At 52.7% G+C, this 16200-nt stretch carries 14 protein-coding genes; 7 read left to right on the top strand and 7 right to left on the bottom strand.

The window, feature by feature from the left end:
• Positions 1-59 precede the first annotated feature (59 nt).
• Positions 60-989 (bottom strand): LysR family transcriptional regulator, encoded by a 930-nt coding sequence (locus H3M12_RS03350; protein WP_182150921.1) that lies wholly within the window; start codon positions 987-989, stop codon positions 60-62.
• 152 nt (positions 990-1141) lie between these two features.
• Here H3M12_RS03350 and H3M12_RS03345 point away from each other — a divergent pair, with 152 nt between their 5' ends.
• The 7 genes from H3M12_RS03345 (at position 1142) to H3M12_RS03315 (ending at position 9007) form a co-directional block, all read left to right on the top strand.
• A complete protein-coding gene (locus tag H3M12_RS03345; RefSeq protein WP_129033217.1) occupies positions 1142-2038 on the top strand; it encodes a shikimate dehydrogenase in 897 nt (298 codons plus the stop codon).
• 24 nt (positions 2039-2062) lie between these two features.
• Positions 2063-3304: an MFS transporter gene (locus H3M12_RS03340; protein WP_182150920.1), complete on the top strand. Its 1242-nt coding sequence runs from the start codon at positions 2063-2065 to the stop codon at positions 3302-3304.
• Positions 3285-4046 carry a type I 3-dehydroquinate dehydratase gene (aroD, locus tag H3M12_RS03335; RefSeq protein WP_182150919.1) on the top strand — a complete coding sequence of 254 codons (762 nt, stop codon included), beginning with the start codon at positions 3285-3287 and terminating at the stop codon, positions 4044-4046. The genes H3M12_RS03340 and aroD overlap by 20 nt, the downstream gene beginning before the upstream one ends.
• Before the next feature lie 18 nt (positions 4047-4064).
• Positions 4065-5036, top strand: a complete 972-nt coding sequence (locus H3M12_RS03330; RefSeq protein ID WP_129033220.1) for an FAD:protein FMN transferase — start codon at positions 4065-4067, stop codon at positions 5034-5036.
• A 19-nt stretch (positions 5037-5055) separates the two neighbouring features.
• Complete coding sequence (locus tag H3M12_RS03325; protein WP_129033233.1) at positions 5056-7317, top strand: FAD-dependent oxidoreductase; 2262 nt, start codon at positions 5056-5058, stop codon at positions 7315-7317.
• An 85-nt stretch (positions 7318-7402) separates the two neighbouring features.
• Positions 7403-8608 (top strand): MFS transporter, encoded by a 1206-nt coding sequence (locus H3M12_RS03320; protein WP_225423567.1) that lies wholly within the window; start codon positions 7403-7405, stop codon positions 8606-8608.
• A 234-nt stretch (positions 8609-8842) separates the two neighbouring features.
• The gene (locus tag H3M12_RS03315; RefSeq protein ID WP_170955009.1) at positions 8843-9007 is read left to right on the top strand and encodes a hypothetical protein; all 165 of its coding nucleotides are present in this window, start codon (positions 8843-8845) and stop codon (positions 9005-9007) included.
• Between the two features lie 62 nt (positions 9008-9069).
• Here H3M12_RS03315 and H3M12_RS03310 read toward each other — a convergent pair whose 3' ends face one another.
• The 6 genes from H3M12_RS03310 to H3M12_RS03285 form a co-directional block, all read right to left on the bottom strand.
• Positions 9070-10728 (bottom strand): peptide ABC transporter substrate-binding protein, encoded by a 1659-nt coding sequence (locus H3M12_RS03310; RefSeq protein ID WP_182150918.1) that lies wholly within the window; start codon positions 10726-10728, stop codon positions 9070-9072.
• A 512-nt stretch (positions 10729-11240) separates the two neighbouring features.
• On the bottom strand, positions 11241-11789 hold the full coding sequence (gene nrdG, locus H3M12_RS03305; RefSeq protein ID WP_407657810.1) for an anaerobic ribonucleoside-triphosphate reductase activating protein: 549 nt from the start codon (positions 11787-11789) through the stop codon (positions 11241-11243).
• A complete protein-coding gene (gene nrdD / locus H3M12_RS03300; RefSeq protein ID WP_129033223.1) occupies positions 11755-13974 on the bottom strand; it encodes an anaerobic ribonucleoside-triphosphate reductase in 2220 nt (739 codons plus the stop codon). Before nrdD ends, nrdG begins: the two co-directional genes overlap by 35 nt.
• A gap of 293 nt (positions 13975-14267) precedes the next feature.
• Complete coding sequence (locus H3M12_RS03295) at positions 14268-14933, bottom strand: EAL domain-containing protein (RefSeq protein ID WP_129033224.1); 666 nt, start codon at positions 14931-14933, stop codon at positions 14268-14270.
• 139 nt (positions 14934-15072) lie between these two features.
• Positions 15073-15606: a GNAT family N-acetyltransferase gene (locus H3M12_RS03290; RefSeq protein WP_129033225.1), complete on the bottom strand. Its 534-nt coding sequence runs from the start codon at positions 15604-15606 to the stop codon at positions 15073-15075.
• Between the two features lie 79 nt (positions 15607-15685).
• The gene (locus tag H3M12_RS03285) at positions 15686-16138 is read right to left on the bottom strand and encodes an NUDIX hydrolase (protein WP_129033226.1); all 453 of its coding nucleotides are present in this window, start codon (positions 16136-16138) and stop codon (positions 15686-15688) included.
• Positions 16139-16200 lie beyond the last annotated feature (62 nt).

The raw sequence follows: 16200 nt of genomic DNA, 5'->3' as shown, positions 1-16200 counted from the left end.
TTAGTCTTTGGGTGCGGCCGGTTGTGTTTCTACTACTTAATACTTAAGGCGATAGACCATCAAATAAGTTGTTGCGGTTGGGTGAAATGTTGCCAACAGTACTGGCGAGTGAATTCCTGAAATCGCTGAACTGAGGGGGTCATAAATTTATTTTGGCGGGTGACGAGGTAGAGTTCATGCTCTAACTGGTTGTCTTCCAAGTGACGGATTGTCACGGTATCCGGATCCAAGTGAGACAAATGGGGGACTAAAGCGACGCCTAAGCCGCGTTGGACGAAGCCAACCATGGTGTAATCTTCTTCCACCTGAAACTTAATGTGGGGGCGAATCTGTTTTTGGGCAAAAATTTTATCGATCAACGGGCGTAACCCACTATTTTGGGAGTACATGATGAACGGTTCGTTGGCCAAATCGGTCAGATGCAGATGGGGCTTTTGGGCTAGGGGGTGGTCATTGGGGAGCGCGGCAACGATTTCTTGCTGAACGATGGGGTAAAAATTCAATAGGCGGTCAGTCTCTTGGTCGTGCAGTTGAGTGACCAGCGAAGAAAGTACCAAATCATATTTTTCGTGGATCAAATCATCGAGTAAGTCGTGGGAGTTACTCTGGCCTAGACTGAATGTGATTTTTTGATTATGCACTTGGGAGGAAAAATTTTCAATCAACTCCGGAACGAGCCGTTGACCCAAAGTGTAGGTGAAGCCCAGATTGATATGACCGGTGTTAGGGTTGACCAACTGGCTCAAGAGTTCGTCACCCGCGTCTAAATTGTTTAAAGCGACCGTCACGTACTTAAGATAAGTTTCACCTAAATTGGTCAATCGGATGTTTCGACCATCGGGTTCAAAGAGAGGAACGTGCAATTCTTCTTCGAGTTTTTTGATGGCGTAACTCAAAGAGGGTTGGCTAATCCCGAGATTTTCGGCAGCTTGGGACATGTGTTGTGTCCGGGCTAATTCTTTGAAGAAAACTAAATGCCGTAAGTTCATGCTTGCTCAACTCCAATCAATTCATAAATAATTTCTATCGATATATCAATTTATTATTATTTATTATGATAAATCACCATGCTAGAATTGCAAGTGAATTGAGTAACATATATTGCTGTGATTGGCAAAAATACTTATAGGAGTGAATAAATATGACTGAACGGATTGACGGACATACTTTATTAATTGGACTTATGGCATATCCAATTCGGCATTCCATGTCTCCAACTATGCACAACAACGCGTTTGCTAAGTTGGGCTTGAATTATGCCTACCTTGCTTTTGAAATCACAAACGAAACGCTGCCTTCAGCGGTACAAGCGATTCGGACCTTAGACATGCGAGGCTCCAACATTTCCATGCCGAACAAGCAAAAGATCATCCCATTGCTGGATAAGTTAGACCCAGCTACGGAAATGATCGGTGCGGTTAACACGGTGGTTAACGATCACGGGACGTTAACGGGTTACACGACCGACGGAATTGGCTTCATGAAGTCCTTAGACGATGAAGGCTTAGACATTCGCGGCCACAAGATGACCTTAGCTGGTGCCGGTGGTGCCGGAACGGCCATCGCGGTCCAAGCAGCGTTAGATGGTGTCAAGGAAATCTCTATCTTTAACCGGCGCGATGAATTCTGGGACAACGCTAAGCGCAACGTCGACATCATCAACGAGAAGACGGATTGCAAAGCTACGTTACATGACTTAGCCGACCAAGACGACTACAAGGCTGAAATCCAAAGCTCTTACATCTACGCCGATGCCACTGGTGTTGGGATGAACCCATTACAAGACCAAACCTTGGTTACGGATCCAGCTTGGTTCAACAACCCTGACCAAATCGTCTTTGACACGGTTTACGCCCCACGGACGACTGAATTAATGAAGGTTGCTGAAAAGGCCGGCGTTAAGCACGTCTTCAACGGTTTAGGCATGATGCTCGAACAAGGGGCTGCCGCCTTCAAGCTGTGGACTGGTAAGGAAATGCCTGTTGACTACATTCGTCAAATCTTGTTTGACGATGACGACGACAAGGCAAAGGCCTAAGTCTAAAGCGAGGTTAGCGATTAAATGAAAAATAAATATATGCCCACGGCGCTTAGCCTGTACATCAATTACTTTATTCATGGGATTGGTGTCATCATCCTGGCGCAGAACATGGCCGCTTTGGCCAATCAATGGGGGACTAACGACGGCGGGGTCGCTGTCGTCATTTCCTCACTGGGAATTGGTCGGTTGATTGTACTCTTAGTTTCCGGATGGCTTTCCGATAAATTTGGGCGGAAACCGTTTGTGATTTTAGGGGTTATCACCTACCTCATCTTCTTTGCGGGGATTCTCTTGAGTAAATCGATTACGGTGGCGTACATCTTCGGGATTTTAGCCGGAATTGCCAACTCGTTCTTGGATTCAGGGACTTACCCAGCATTGATGGAAATGTTCCCGAAGTCAAAGGGAACGGCCAACGTCATCATCAAGGCCTTCATCTCAGCCGGTCAATTTGCCTTGCCACTGTTCGTGAGCTTCTTGGTGGCCAACCAAGTTTGGTACGGCTGGTCCTTCGTCATTTGTATCGTCGTCATGGCCTTGAACTTGCTCTTCATCTCGATGGGAGGCAAGTTCCCCAAGGCCAACGCCGATGCTGAAGTTGAAACAGCTGAAGCCAACTCGGATGCCGCTGACGACGAAGAAGTCGAGTCACCTGGTAACTTGTGGTTAGACGGGACGTTATTTATCTTATACGGATACATTTCCCAGGCGACCTTCTACTTGGTCAGCCAGTGGTTGAGCCAATATGGCCAACAAGTTGCCGGCATGAGTGATGTCAGTTCCCGGGCACTGATCAGTTACTACAGTGTCGGGTCCATCGTGTGTGTCTTAGTCACGGCGGTCTTAGCCGACAAGGCAGTCAAGGAAATTCAATTCTTAGGTGTTTACACCTGCCTATCATTCCTTTCCTTACTATTGATGTACTTGTTCCCGACGGCTGTGATGTGCTCCATCATGTCCTTCGTGGTTGGGTTCTCCGCTGCCGGTGGGGTCATGCAATTAGGCCTGACCGTCATGTCTTTCTTCTTCCCTAAGGGAAAAGGGACCATTACCGGGGCCTTCTACACGGCCGGTTCCATTGCCTCATTCACGATTCCGTTGATTACTGGGGCCATGTCCAAGAACCTGGCTAACGTGATTTTATTTGATGTCTTTATTGCTTTGATTGGCTTTATCTTGGCGGTCTGCATCACCGTGCGGTACCACCACCTCTTCAAGCCAACCACGAAAGGAGCTCGTGATCTTGAAAGCGACCAGCGTTAAGTTACGCAACATTGAACTGGGTAGCGGACGGCCGAAGTTAGCTGTTCCCGTGACCGGGAAAACGGAAGCCGATATTTTAAGCCAAATCGAAGACGTGAAGGCGGCTAAAGCCGACGTCGTTGAATGGCGGATCGACTACTTTGACGGGGTCCAAGATGCCGATAAGTTAACGGCAACGGGCCAAAAGATTCGGGCCGCATTAGGCGAGATGGTGCTTTTGACCACCTTCCGGACGGCCAGCGAAGGCGGCGAGTTGCCGTTGAGCGATGACGACTACTTTAAGTTATGCCAGACCGTCGTTGACGGTGGCTACACCGACGCCTTAGACGTTGAACGGTACCACGACGAAGCGGCTGTCCGCCAAGCCGTCAAGGCCGCTCACGCCAAGAACGTGGTAGTCATCATGAGTAACCACGACTTCGACAAGACGCCCGCAACGACCGACATCATCCGCCGGCTCAGCGACATGGTTGCCGTTGGGGCTGACGTGGCTAAGGTGGCCGTGATGCCTCACTCTGTCGAAGACGTCTTGACGTTGTTGACGGCGACGAACCAAGCTCGGCAAACGCTGAGCCAGCCGCTGATCACTATGTCCATGGGTGATTTGGGTAAAGTTTCCCGGATTGCCGGTGAAGTCTTTGGCTCTAGCCTAAGCTTCGCCACGGTCGGTGCCGCTTCGGCGCCGGGCCAAATCTCGTTAGACCACCTCAAGGGTGAAATCGACGACTTGAAATTAAGCTAAACCTTTAAAGGAGGATTGATGATGGCGACACAAGCGCATAAGAAGTATGTTTCCCAATTTGCGATGATGGGCACCGTCATCTCCCTCACATTGTTTGACCATAAACCCGCTCTGGTTGAGCGGGTTTATGATTACCTGCAAACGATGACCGAGATCTTCTCGGCGAACGATGACGACTCGACGTTAGGGCAGATTAACCGTAACGCTGGGGTCGCGCCGGTCGCCGTGGACGCCACGACCTTTGCCTTCATTCAGCGAGCCTTAGCGGCGACTAAAAAGTACCACGACAGTTTCAACGTCCTGATTGGGCCGTTGGTCAAGTTGTGGAAGATTGGCTTTGGTGGCCAAACGGTGCCCGCCAAAAGCGCGATTGCCACCAGCCTCAGCCGGATGAACCCGGACGACGTGGTGCTCGACGAGACGGCGCACACCGTGTTCTTGACCCAACGGGGGATGCAGTTAGATCTAGGCGCGATTGCCAAGGGCTACTTCGCCGACCAGGTCAAGGCGCGCCTGCAAGCCGCGGGCGTCACCAGCGGTATCGTCGATTTGGGCGGCAACGTGCAGACTTGGGGGATGAATCCCTTGGCCGCCGACGACCAGTGGCGGATTGGGATTCAAAACCCGAACGACACCCGGGGCAACGCGTTACTCAACGTGGTCACGCCGGCGCAAAGCTTTGTGACCTCGGGCATTCGCGAGCGGTATTTCAAACGTGACGGGCGCACCTATCACCACATCCTCGACCCGCAAACGGGCTATCCGGTGCGCAACGACCTGTTACAGGTCACGGTGATTACCGAGAATTCAGAATTAGCAGAAGTCTTATCAACCGTTTCATTTTTCAAGGGCCCCCAAGCTGGGCAAACCTTAATTGAACGCCTCCCCGATGTCGAGGCAGTTTTCGTTCGACGTAACGGGGCGGTTGAATTGACCAGTGGCTTAGTGCCACAAACGAAGGGAGTCTATCAAATTGTCAGAAGAAAATAAGCAAATTACCGGCCAAGCGATGGGCCACAACGGTATCATTAGCTACGAAGTCGACGTAGATGACAACAAAGTCAAGGACTTAAAGATTTTACAGCACTCCGAGACCTCTGGTATCTTTAACCAAGTCATCGGCAAGTTAAAGCAACGGATCATCGACGGCCAATCTTTTGACGTCGACGCCATCAGCGGGGCGACCGTCATGACGCAAGCCCTCTTGGACTCCGCCAAGGATGCCGTGGCTAAGGCCGACGTGAAATTGACGCCAGTGCCACAGAAGAACACGGGCCACCAGATTGAAAACCTGAAGACCGACGTTTTAGTCATCGGGGGTGGCGAAGCCGGCTTGGTTGCGGGTTGCCGCGCCTTGACGTTAGGCCAAAAGGTCATCTTAGTGGAAAAGAACGGTTACTTAGGTGGGGCCACGATTTTAAACGGCTCCAACGTGACCGGCACGGGTTCCCAAGTAGCAGCCAGAATCTTTGGCCAAACGGCCGATTCACCGGATGTCTTGGCTAAGGATGTGGCGCGTGAAAGCAAAAATTCTAATGACCCAGCCTTGACCGACTTGATGGTCCACAACATTGGTCCGGCCATCGACTTTGTCAGTGACTTTGCCAGCTTGGACTACCAAAAGGCCCAAACGCAGACCGTGGAACACTCCGTTGAACGGCAGATTGAATTGCCAACGGCCAGCAGCTACGAATTCATCCAAAAGGTCTCCAAGGCCTTCACCGACCATGGTGGTGAGATTCGCTTAGGGGCTCGCGTTGAAAAGCTGATCAAGAACCAAAAGGGTCAGGTCAACGGTGTGGTTGCCGAATCCGACAACGCCACGTTGAACATCAAGGCCCGTTCGGTGGTCTTGGCTGCTGGTGGTCACGGCGCCAACACTAAGATGCGCGGGGACGAGAGTAAGGGCTTGGACTACTACGGTCCGATGACCTCGACCGGTGATGCTTACAGCTTCAATGGCGATTTGAACCTGCAGACCCGCAACTTGGGCTGGTACAAGGTCTACCCACACGGCGTCGAAGTTGAACCCGGCATTGCTAAGTTGACGACTTACGCGTCCAAGCAAGCTACCGATATGGGTGCCCTGTACGTGAACACCCAAGGGAAGCGAATCGTGGACGAATCCAGTGCCTACACCAACTTCCGTGATGCCATCTTGGCGCAACCAGATAAGGTCGCTTACATGTTGATGGACGAACGGACTTGGAAGAAGGTCTATGACCTGTTGATCCTCCACGACTTTACGGCCAAGGAAATCAAGCAGTTCTTCGACCAGACTGACAAGTTACCAATCTTCACCAAGGGCTCATTAGCTGACGTGGCTAAGGCCGCTGGTATCGATGGTGACCAATTGGCGAAGACGGTCGCAACTTACCAAGAAAATGCCAAGGCTGGCAAGGATCCTGAATTTGGGCGCGATGCGCAATACTTGCACCCGTACGAAGGCTCAACCTTCTACTTGGTTGAACAACGCGGCCGGTTCGCCACGACCCTTGGGGGTTACGTGACTGACCGGAAGACGTTGGAACTTTTGGATAAGAACGACCAACCCGTGGCTAACTACTTCGGGGCCGGTGAAATCATCGGTGGTGCCAACGGGCATGATTCGATGCCAAGTATGATGAACACTTGGGGCATCTCCTCCGGTTACGTGGCCGGAAGCATGGCCAGTCAAAACGCTGACAACCGTAAGGCCGCTGGCGATGACGACACCAGCGTAGTGGCTTTAGTCGGCACCAACGCTTCCAAGTCTTATAACCGGAAGTTGCTGCACAGCATGCAGGGCCTCTTCGGTAAGGAAGTTGACTTCGAAATTTGCGAAATCAAGGACCTCCCGATGTTCAACGAAGACCTGGCAGACAACGAGCCTGACTCCGTGAAGGCCTTAGCCGCTAAGGTGGCTGCTGCTGATGGGGTGGTCATCGGGGTTCCCGAATACGACCACTCGATTCCAGCTGCGTTGAAGAGTGCGCTCGAATGGTTGTCCAGTGTGGAACATCCATTCAAGGACAAGGCCGTCATGATCGTCGGCACGTCGCTGGGGATTCAAGGGACCGTCCGGGCTCAAATGAACTTACGGCAGATTCTGGATTCACCAGGTGTCGATGCCAAGGTCATGCCCGGCAGCGAATTCATGCTGCCACAAGCTAGCAACAAGTTCGACGATAATAACCGGTTGACTGATGCTAACAGCGAAAACTTCTTAAAGTCCTGCTTCACGAAATTCTTGGACTTCATCAAGCAAGCCGCTAAAGAAGCCGCAGCTTAAGACTTTACGTTTAACTAAAAACCTAAAAGGGAACCGGCGCCAATTCGGTGCGGTTCCCTTTTAAGGTCTGAAAGGATGACGATTTTTGGCAACACGACAACGCTGGCTGACGACGATCAGCCTCTACGTCAATTACATGGTCTATGGGATGGCCATTGTGATTCTGGCTCAGAACATGGCCAGTCTCGGTCACCAGTGGCAAGTGGGGACCGCGGAAGTCTCCTACGTGATTTCTTCTTTGGGGATTGGCCACTTGCTGGTCCTGTACGTGGCGGGGATTCTCTCCGACCGCTGGGGCCGTAAATTATTTGTGAATCTGGGAATTCTTGCTTACTTGCCGTTTTTTATCGGCATCGTTTTCTGTCACTCGACCATCATGGCTTACGCGCTAGGGGTCCTCGCGGGAATGGCCAATTCGTTCCTCGATGCCGGGACCTACCCGACGTTGATGGAACTCTTCCCCGAACACGAGGCTTCGGCCAATATCATGATCAAGGCCTTCTCCTCCGTGGGCGAACTCAGTCTACCGCTGATTGTGGCGGCGCTCGATGCTAACGGGCGTTGGTACGGTTGGTCCTTCATGTTGGGAGCGGTCATCTTGATTGCCAACCTGATTTTTATGCAGTGGCGCCAGTTTCCCAAACGTAACCAGGTTCCCAAACCCGTGGCGACCACACCAACTGAGTCTGCACGCCCCGTGCGCTTTCGGACGTTGCAAGCCACATTACTGACGAGCTTTGGCTATGTGGGCATGGCGACCTTCTACCTGATTAGCCAGTGGCTGACCGAATACGGCACGGAAGTGGTCCATCTGACGCTCTTACGCGCCCGGCTACTGGTCAGTGTCTACAGTACCGGCTCGATTCTGGGTGTCCTCTTGACGGCGCTGGTGGTCAATCGCTGGCTGAAACCGGCCTGGTTCATGGTCGTCGACACCGTGATTTCCTTGTTAGCCTTACTGGCAATGGCGGCCGTGCCGACCTTCTGGGTCCTCTTTAGCGGCTCGTTAATCATCGGTATCTCGGCCACCGGCGGCGTCTTACAGATTGGTCTCACGCTGATGAGTGACCTCTATCCCGCCCACAAGGGTCGCGTGTTGGGCATCTACTACACGGCCAGTGGCTTAGCGTCCTTTACGATTCCCCTGGTCACCGGGGGCTTAGCCAAGACCAGTATCCACCAGATCATGTGGTTCGACGTGGGGATTGCCGTGGTCGGCGTGCTTTGTGCACTTGCCGTGTTGGCCTTGCGCCGGCAACCACAACCCGCTTTAGCCGTCGAGAGTGATTAATCGCTTGATAAATATTTTGCTTGTTTTTGGCCCCGTGACTGAGTTATCCTGAAGATAACTTCAAAATAGTGTGCTGAAGCAATTTATAGCAGCAGAGTTTTAAGTCAATGCAACGGGCAAAAGATCAGCTAGCCTACGTGGCGGGGCAGGACCTGTCGGCGACGATTGTCCATGGGTAAGGACGCTTTGGCCAAATTACCCGTCATCGACGATTTAAAGGAGTGACGCAAATTTATGGCAGACACGAATCCATATTGTCATCAGGGCATGGCGTGCCACACTGGTTGTGGCTGTGCCGATGCCGACGGAATCTGTCGGTGCGGGATGCTCACCGATACCAAGTGTTATTGTAACGGGGAGTGTGCGGCGCAACCGACGACCCCACAATCCAAAAAGTAACGCAAAACGCTCGTCCGATCAGTGCTGGTCAGGCGAGCGTTTTTGCGTTATCTAAGCGGGGCTTATTTGGCGATGTAAGTCAGCTTGAAGTCGTAAGGAACCCCCGCAGGGTTGTATACGACGTTCCTGACGGTCTTGCGCAGGAGTTGCGGTTGAGCTTGCTGGTACAGCGGGATCGTGCCTTGGTCCTTCATTAAGACCTTCTCAGCGGCGACTAAGTTAGCCCAACGCTTGACCGGTTGGTTCCCGTATTGGTTCTCGGATTGATCGAGCAAGGCATCGTACTGCTTGTTCTTCCAACCACCGGTGTTGTAACTGGAGTTACTTTCGAAGACGTCTAAGAAGTTGATCGGGTCGGCAAAGACGGATTGCCAGCCGCTAAAGGTCAACTCATAATTGCCGTTGTTTTGCTGGGTCATCAGCTGGACGTACGGGACGGTCTTGATGGTGACTTTGACGTTCGGCAATTTCTGTAACGCGCTTTGAACGAATTCGGCGACTTGCTTGCTGGAGTCGGTGTCAGAAACGGAGAGGGTCAAATCGAGGCTCTTGGTGCCAGTGGCTTTGTAGCCCTTTTTTAAGAGTTGCTTGGCTTGCGTCAGATTGTAAGAGACGGCCGATTTGACGCTGGCTTCCTCGTTGAAGGCTTCTTTGGTCTTAGGGTTATTGCCCATACCGGCTGGGACGAAGCCCTTCGAAGCCACGGATCCGTCTTGGAGAACATTTTTGACTAACTGTTGGCGGTTGATGGCTAACGAGAAGGCCCGGCTCACGTTCAAGTTCTTGAAGGCCTTGACCTTGTTTTCGTTGAGGTCGAGTCGTTGTGACCCAGTCGGAAGGCGTTTGATGAAGTTCTCGTTATTCTGGTTGTTCTTGACCTGTTGGCCATTCAAAATGGTCTCATCGGTCTTCTTCGAGTTGAAGAGGTTGTAGCTAGTAGTAGTGCTTTCGGTGACCTGTTCGTTGATCTTGGTCAGATGAACGGCCTTTTTATCCCAGTAGGTCGGGTTCTTGGCCAGGGTCCAGGACTTGCCGGTCCCGTTCCAATTGGTCAGCTTGAACGGTCCGTTGTAGACGGTCTTGGCGGCCGTGGTCCCGTAAGCCTTGCCGTACTTGTCGACGGCCTTTTGGTTGATGGGGTAGAAGAGCGGCCAGGCGAGCAACTTCTTGAAGTAGGAGACTGGCTTGGTCAGATTGATGGTCAGATTGATGGTCAGATTGTAATCACCATCGGCTTTGATGCCCAGGCTGCTGGCCGGCTTCTTGCCCTTGTTGATGGCTTCGGCGTTCTTGACTTGGAACAGGTAGAACGCGTCTTGTGAAGCGGTCTTTGGGGTTAACGTCCGGCGCCAGGAATAGACGAAGTCCTTGGCGGTCACCGGTTGCCCGTTGGACCACTTGGCATTTTTGCGCAGTTTGAAGGTGTAAGTCTTGCCGCCATTGGTGACCTTAGTGCTGGTTGCCAGTGCGTTCTTGGGGGTACCGGCTTTGTTCAAGCGGTACAGGCCTTCCTGCGTGTTTTGCAAGACCGTGTAGCTCAAGGTATCCGTGGCCTTTAACAGATCATTAGACGCCAGTTCCGAGCTCACAGTCCAGTTCAATTCCTGGTTCGCCGCGTACTTGCTGTTTCCCGTGCTCCCACTGCTGCTCTTGGCGCCACATCCGGCCAGGGTCAGTAGTGCCAAGGCGGAAAGTCCTAAATAAAGTCCCTTATGTTGCATCTCGCCATCTCCTCAAATAAAAAATCGTCCTCATGTTTTCACATAAGGACGATTACCCGTGGTACCACCTAAGTTCGTGTTGACCTCACAGTCAACACCTCCGTAACTTCTGTTGCCAAAAGTCGGTGACGGTAACGGGTCACAGGTCGGAGCGGTGGCTGGCACCAACCGCTCAGCATGTTAGGCTCATCTTCGTCGTTAAGTTGTAAGCCACCTTCTCAGCTCCCGGTGGTCTCTTGTGCTTAGCGGAAACGACTACTCTTCCTAACCTGGCGTTTTGATATCCGATTTCTAATGTGACTCTAACAATAATCAGATTTAGCTGGTTTGTCAACCTAAATATTCTCACCGAGTCGATTAAAAATGTCACTTCTGGCGGGCATATATAGAAAGAAAAAGAGATTAAAAAATATTAATGTGGACTTATACTTTTCACAGTAAAAAGGGTCATCAGCAGAACCAAAAGGGGGCTGAGCTACTTACCCTAGCCCCCCGTAAAGTGGGTGATTGACTTAGTGGACTAATTTATCCCAGATGACCACCTGGTGAGCGGCCAACGACTTGGGCACGTCGATGATTCGTTGGTTGGAACTGCCCCGAAATTGCAAGGTCAGCTCCTTTTCGGTCTCTAAGAACCGGCCGTCGACTAAGATATCGATCAACGACAATAATTTCAGTTTATCGGCGGAATCTTTCAACAGTTCGTCCCAGTAGTACCCGGACCAAGACCAGATGTCTTTGGTGTGGCCGAACTCCTGGCGCACACGTTCGCAGATGCGAATGGCGACCTGGGTGTTCAAGAAAGGTTCGCCGCCCAAGAGGGTCAAGCCTTGGACATAATCTTGACTGAGGTCCGTGATAATCTGGTCTTCGAGGTCTTGTGAGTAGGGTTGACCGTAGTGGAAATTCTGGGCGGCCACGTTGTAGCAGCCAGGGCAGTGAAACGGGCAGCCGCTAAGGTACAGGCTACACCGGACCCCTTCGCCATCGACGAAGTTAAAGGCCTTATAGTCCGCGACGTACTGCTCACTGAGGTCTCGCGCCAACCATTCGTTGGGCATCGGATTGTTTGGCTTTTTCATAGCGTGCGGCATGTTTGATCATCTCCTGCGACATATTTTTCTTCCGGGACGCGATTTCGACGTGGCGGCCGTGGACCATCGGGCGTTGTTGGGGGTTGCCCAAGTAGCCGCAGGTCCGCTTGACCACGTCACAGGTCTGCGGATCGTGGTTACCGCACTGCGGGCACACGAAGCCGCGGGCGGTTGCCTTGAACTCGCCCTTGAACCCGCACTTGAAGCACTGGTCGATCGCCGTGTTGGTCCCCAAATAACCCACGTGGTCGTAGGCCCAGTCCCAAACGGCTTCCAGTGCCTTGGGGTTCTGGCGCAAGTTCGGGTATTCGCAGTAGTGGATGAAGCCCCCCGACGCGTATTGGGGGTAATCTTCTTCCAGCGCCAATTTGTCGAAAGGCGTTGGGTGTTTGCGGACGTCGTAGTGGAAACTGTTGGTGTAGTATTCCTTGTCGGTCACGTCGGGGATGCGGCCGAACTTTGCGATGTCGTCGCGGCAGAAGGTGTCGGTCAGTGATTCGGCCGGCGTCGAATACAGGCTGTAGTGGTAGCCACTTTCTTGCGCCCAAGCATCACACTTGTCACGCATAGTCTTGACAACCTTTTCGCCAAAGGCCCGGGCCTGCGGGTTGGTTTCCCAGTTGGGGCCAAAGAAGGTGGTGCAGACCTCGTAAATACCGATATAGCCGAGTGAAACGGTGGCCCGTTGGTTTTTGAAGAGTTGGTCGACGTCATCGTCGGCGTTGAGTCGTTTGCCAAAGGCACCGTACGTGTAAAGTAACGGGGCGTTTTGCGGTTTGGCCTGCTTAGTTCGTTCGATGCGGTAGGCCAGCGCCTGGTGGCAGGTGGCCAACCGTTCTTCGAAGATTTCCCAGAAGAGGTCGGAATCACCGTGGGCCGCTAACGCGATGCGTGGCAGATTGATGGTGACCACGCCCAAGTTCATCCGTCCGGAGTTGACCTCGTGGCCGTTAGCGTCGTGCCAACCCTGCAGAAACGAGCGACAACCCATCGGTGTCTTGAAGCTCCCCGTCAGGGCTTTGATTTTGTCGTACATCAACAGGTCTGGGTACATCCGCTTGGTCGAACATTCTAGCGCCAGTTCCTTGATGTCGTAGTTGGGGTCGGTAGGGGCCAGGTTCAGCCCGCGTTTCAACGTAAAAATCAGCTTGGGGAAAATGGCGGTCCGGTGTTCGCGGCCCAAACCGGCGATGCGAATCCTTAGGATAGCGGTTTGAATTTCGCGTTCAATCCAGCTGGTGCCCAGACCGAAGTTGACCGTGGTGAACGGCGTCTGGCCCTGCGATGAATACAGGGTGTTGATTTCGTATTCGAGCGCCTGCATGGCGTCGTAGATGTCTTTTTTGGTCTTGGCCTTGGCGTATGCCTTTTGGCGGTCCGGCGCGACCCACTCGTCGGCGTCCTTAAGGTGTTTGTGGTAGTTCTTTTCGGCGTAGGGGGCCAGCAATTGGTCGACCCGGTTAGCCGAACAGCCGCCGTACTGTAACGACGCCACGTTGGCGATGATCTGCGACATCTGCGCCGTGGCGGTCTGAATCGAGTTGGGCGTTTCGACCTCGGCGTTGCCAATCTTGTAGCCGTTGGCAAACATGCCATCGAAATCGATCAGACAACAGTTAGTTTCCGGGGTGACCGGGGAGTAGTCCAAGTCGTGCCAGTGGATATCGCCGCGTAAATGAGCCTTGGCTACCAGGTCGGGGAGCATTTGGAGGCCCAAGGCGCGGTTAGCTGCACCAGCTTCCAAATCACGTTGGGTGTTGAAGACGTTGCTGTCCTTGTTCGCATTTTCGTGAATCACGTTGGCATCGCGATTGAAGAGTTTTTCAATCCGTGCCTGGACGTTGGTCGCCGCGGCAAAGCGCTGTTGCGCCGCCGTGAAATGGTCGCGGTATTGTTGCGCCGCTTGGGGCAAGTTGAACTGGTCGAACAACGCCATCAACGTGGCTCGTAAGTCGCGGGTGTCCAGATTGGTGGCCGAGCGGTAATGGTCGACTAACGCCTGTTTCAAGGCGTGGCGTTGGTCGACATCGGGTACCAATTTAGTCAGCACAAAATTTAATTTATAGGGATGAAATTTGGTCCGGGCGCCTCCCCGTTTAGTGACCGGTAAGGCACGAAGTTGGTCCAAAACATCCGTTGTCGTCATCTGCATACAATCCCCACTTTTCTGTCCAAAATGGTCACGTCCCCACAAATTGTCGTGGGTTCATGAGCACCTAATACTAGATATGGTAGTCCATTTTACAGAACTTGCCCATCGATTTTGCCACAGGGGTCACAGAATGGTTAGGCAAAGTTCAGACTGATGACCGGGTGAAACTATACAAAAAAGCACCGGGTCAGCGGAAGCGACCACGGTGCGGTGATAGTAAATTTTTGAAGAAATCTTCCATTCCCCAAACCACCTGCGCCTCGGATGATTAGCAGGCAGTAAGGCCCTAAAAGTTAGTCGACGTTTTCCACGTAGGGCACGGGCTTACTGTAGTAGTAGCCCTGGGTCATGGCGGCGTTATACTTTTGGGCCAGCAACTCGTCTTGCTTGCTCTCGACGCCCTCAACGATGAGATCCAGGTGGTAGATATCGGCAATCTTGCGCCAAGTTTTGAGGCTGGCGAGCAAGTCGGCTTGCCGGTTCTGGGCCCGGAAGTTCTGTAGGGCGAACTTGATGCTGTCCATGAAGGGCATGATTTCCTGCGTTCGGGTGCCCCAAGGATTGTCGGTCCCCACGTCGTCGAGACTGAGGTGGATGCCGAAAGCCCGGTAGATGGCCACGAACCGTTGCAGCTCCGTCAGTTGGGGTGCCTCGGTCAGTTCGATGGTCAGATCAAGCCCCGGCACGGCCTTGGTCAGGCCAATCAGGTTACCGATGGTCAGGTCGTTAGTGAATTGTTGCCGGTTTAAGTTGAGCGAAATAGCGGGGTGGTCTTGATGGTCCCGCAAAATCCGCACGATTTCTTGGTAGGACAGGGTCATCTGTTGATCGATGGGGATGGCCGTAAAGTCGGTCGGCGTTACCCAGTAATCTTGCTGGTGCGCGCGCAAAAGAAGTTCGTACCCCATGAGCCGTTGGGTCATGGTATTAACTTGTGGTTGAACAAAAAAGCGATACATCGCAATCAGATCTCCTTTACGGAAGCAAAAATAAGATAGCGCCAATTATACGCCAGCTGGCACATATCGGCTAAATATTTTAACGACCAATTTAATTAAATTGTCACTAATTAACCTGTGTGAACGCTCTTATCGGCGCTTAGAGGTTTAGTTCGTAGGCTAACCGGGCATTGTCTTCGTGGTTAGCGGCCGGTTCGTCAACGTAGATTTTCCCGCGGTGCTGGTAGCCGAAGCTTTCGGCCAGTCCCTGCATCCGCTGATTCAATGCGTGGGTGTCGAGGCGAAAGTTGCGAATTCCTTGTTGGTAGAAGTGACTGATCAGGTTGGACAAAAACAGGCGGCTCAAGTGCTGGCCGGCAAAGTCGGCCCCAATAGCAATGCGGTGAATCGTCATGTAGGGGTCGACCGGGTTGGCCCAGTGGCCCTGGGTAATCTCGTGGTAGTTGGGGTCGTCGGCAACGATGGCTGTCGCGGTGGCCGCCACTTGGCCGTCGACCAGTAACAACCAGCAAGTCTGTGCGGCAATGTCGCGTTTTAACGTGGCCTGGTCCGGATACCCGTCCTGCCATTGCGGGCTGCCGTCCGCTTTTAGCATGGCCTTGGCGTGGTCGATGATGGCCATGATGGCCGGGAGCTCGCTGGGGGTCGCCCGGCGACTATAGGTTAAACTCATAGAGTAAATCCCTCCTAATCAATTGGTTACTTTTAGCCTACCACGTCTGGCGGGATTCGCGGCGTAATTTTAGGGAGCGCTACGACAATTGGTGTTGGGCCGCGGCTAACATCGCCGTCGTTTGGTCGTTGAGCAACGGCGGGAGGTCGGTCAAATCGAAATAGTCGAGTTTAAGCGTCTCAGCGGTGGCCTGCTGAAGCGTGTGGCCGCCAGTTTGGGTGACCAGAAACAAGCGGGAGATGATTTGAGTCACGTCGCCATTGGGATAAACGGTTTGGCCTCGATCGAAGAGGCCGAGGGGGCGGACGATGCTGACACGTAGCCCGCTATCTTCCTGGTATTCCCGAACACAGGCCTGCGCGAAGGTCTCGCCGTATTCTAAGTAACCGCCCGGCAGGCTCCAATTATGCGTGTCGGTCCGCAGATTCAAGAGGACTTGGTGCCGGTCGTTTAGTAAGATACCCGCCGCGGCGTTTAAAATAATGGGCTTATGGCCGACCAAGTCCCGAATTTCGCGAATATAATTTGCCATCGTGACTCACAACCTTTCTTAAAGTTACTTTCAGTTTACCCGCGGGGCCCGAGAAATACAAA

The sequence above is a fragment of the Levilactobacillus suantsaii genome, from assembly GCF_014069315.1.
GTDB lineage: Bacteria > Bacillota > Bacilli > Lactobacillales > Lactobacillaceae > Levilactobacillus > Levilactobacillus suantsaii.
This window is presented reverse-complemented; position numbering and strand designations above follow the sequence as displayed.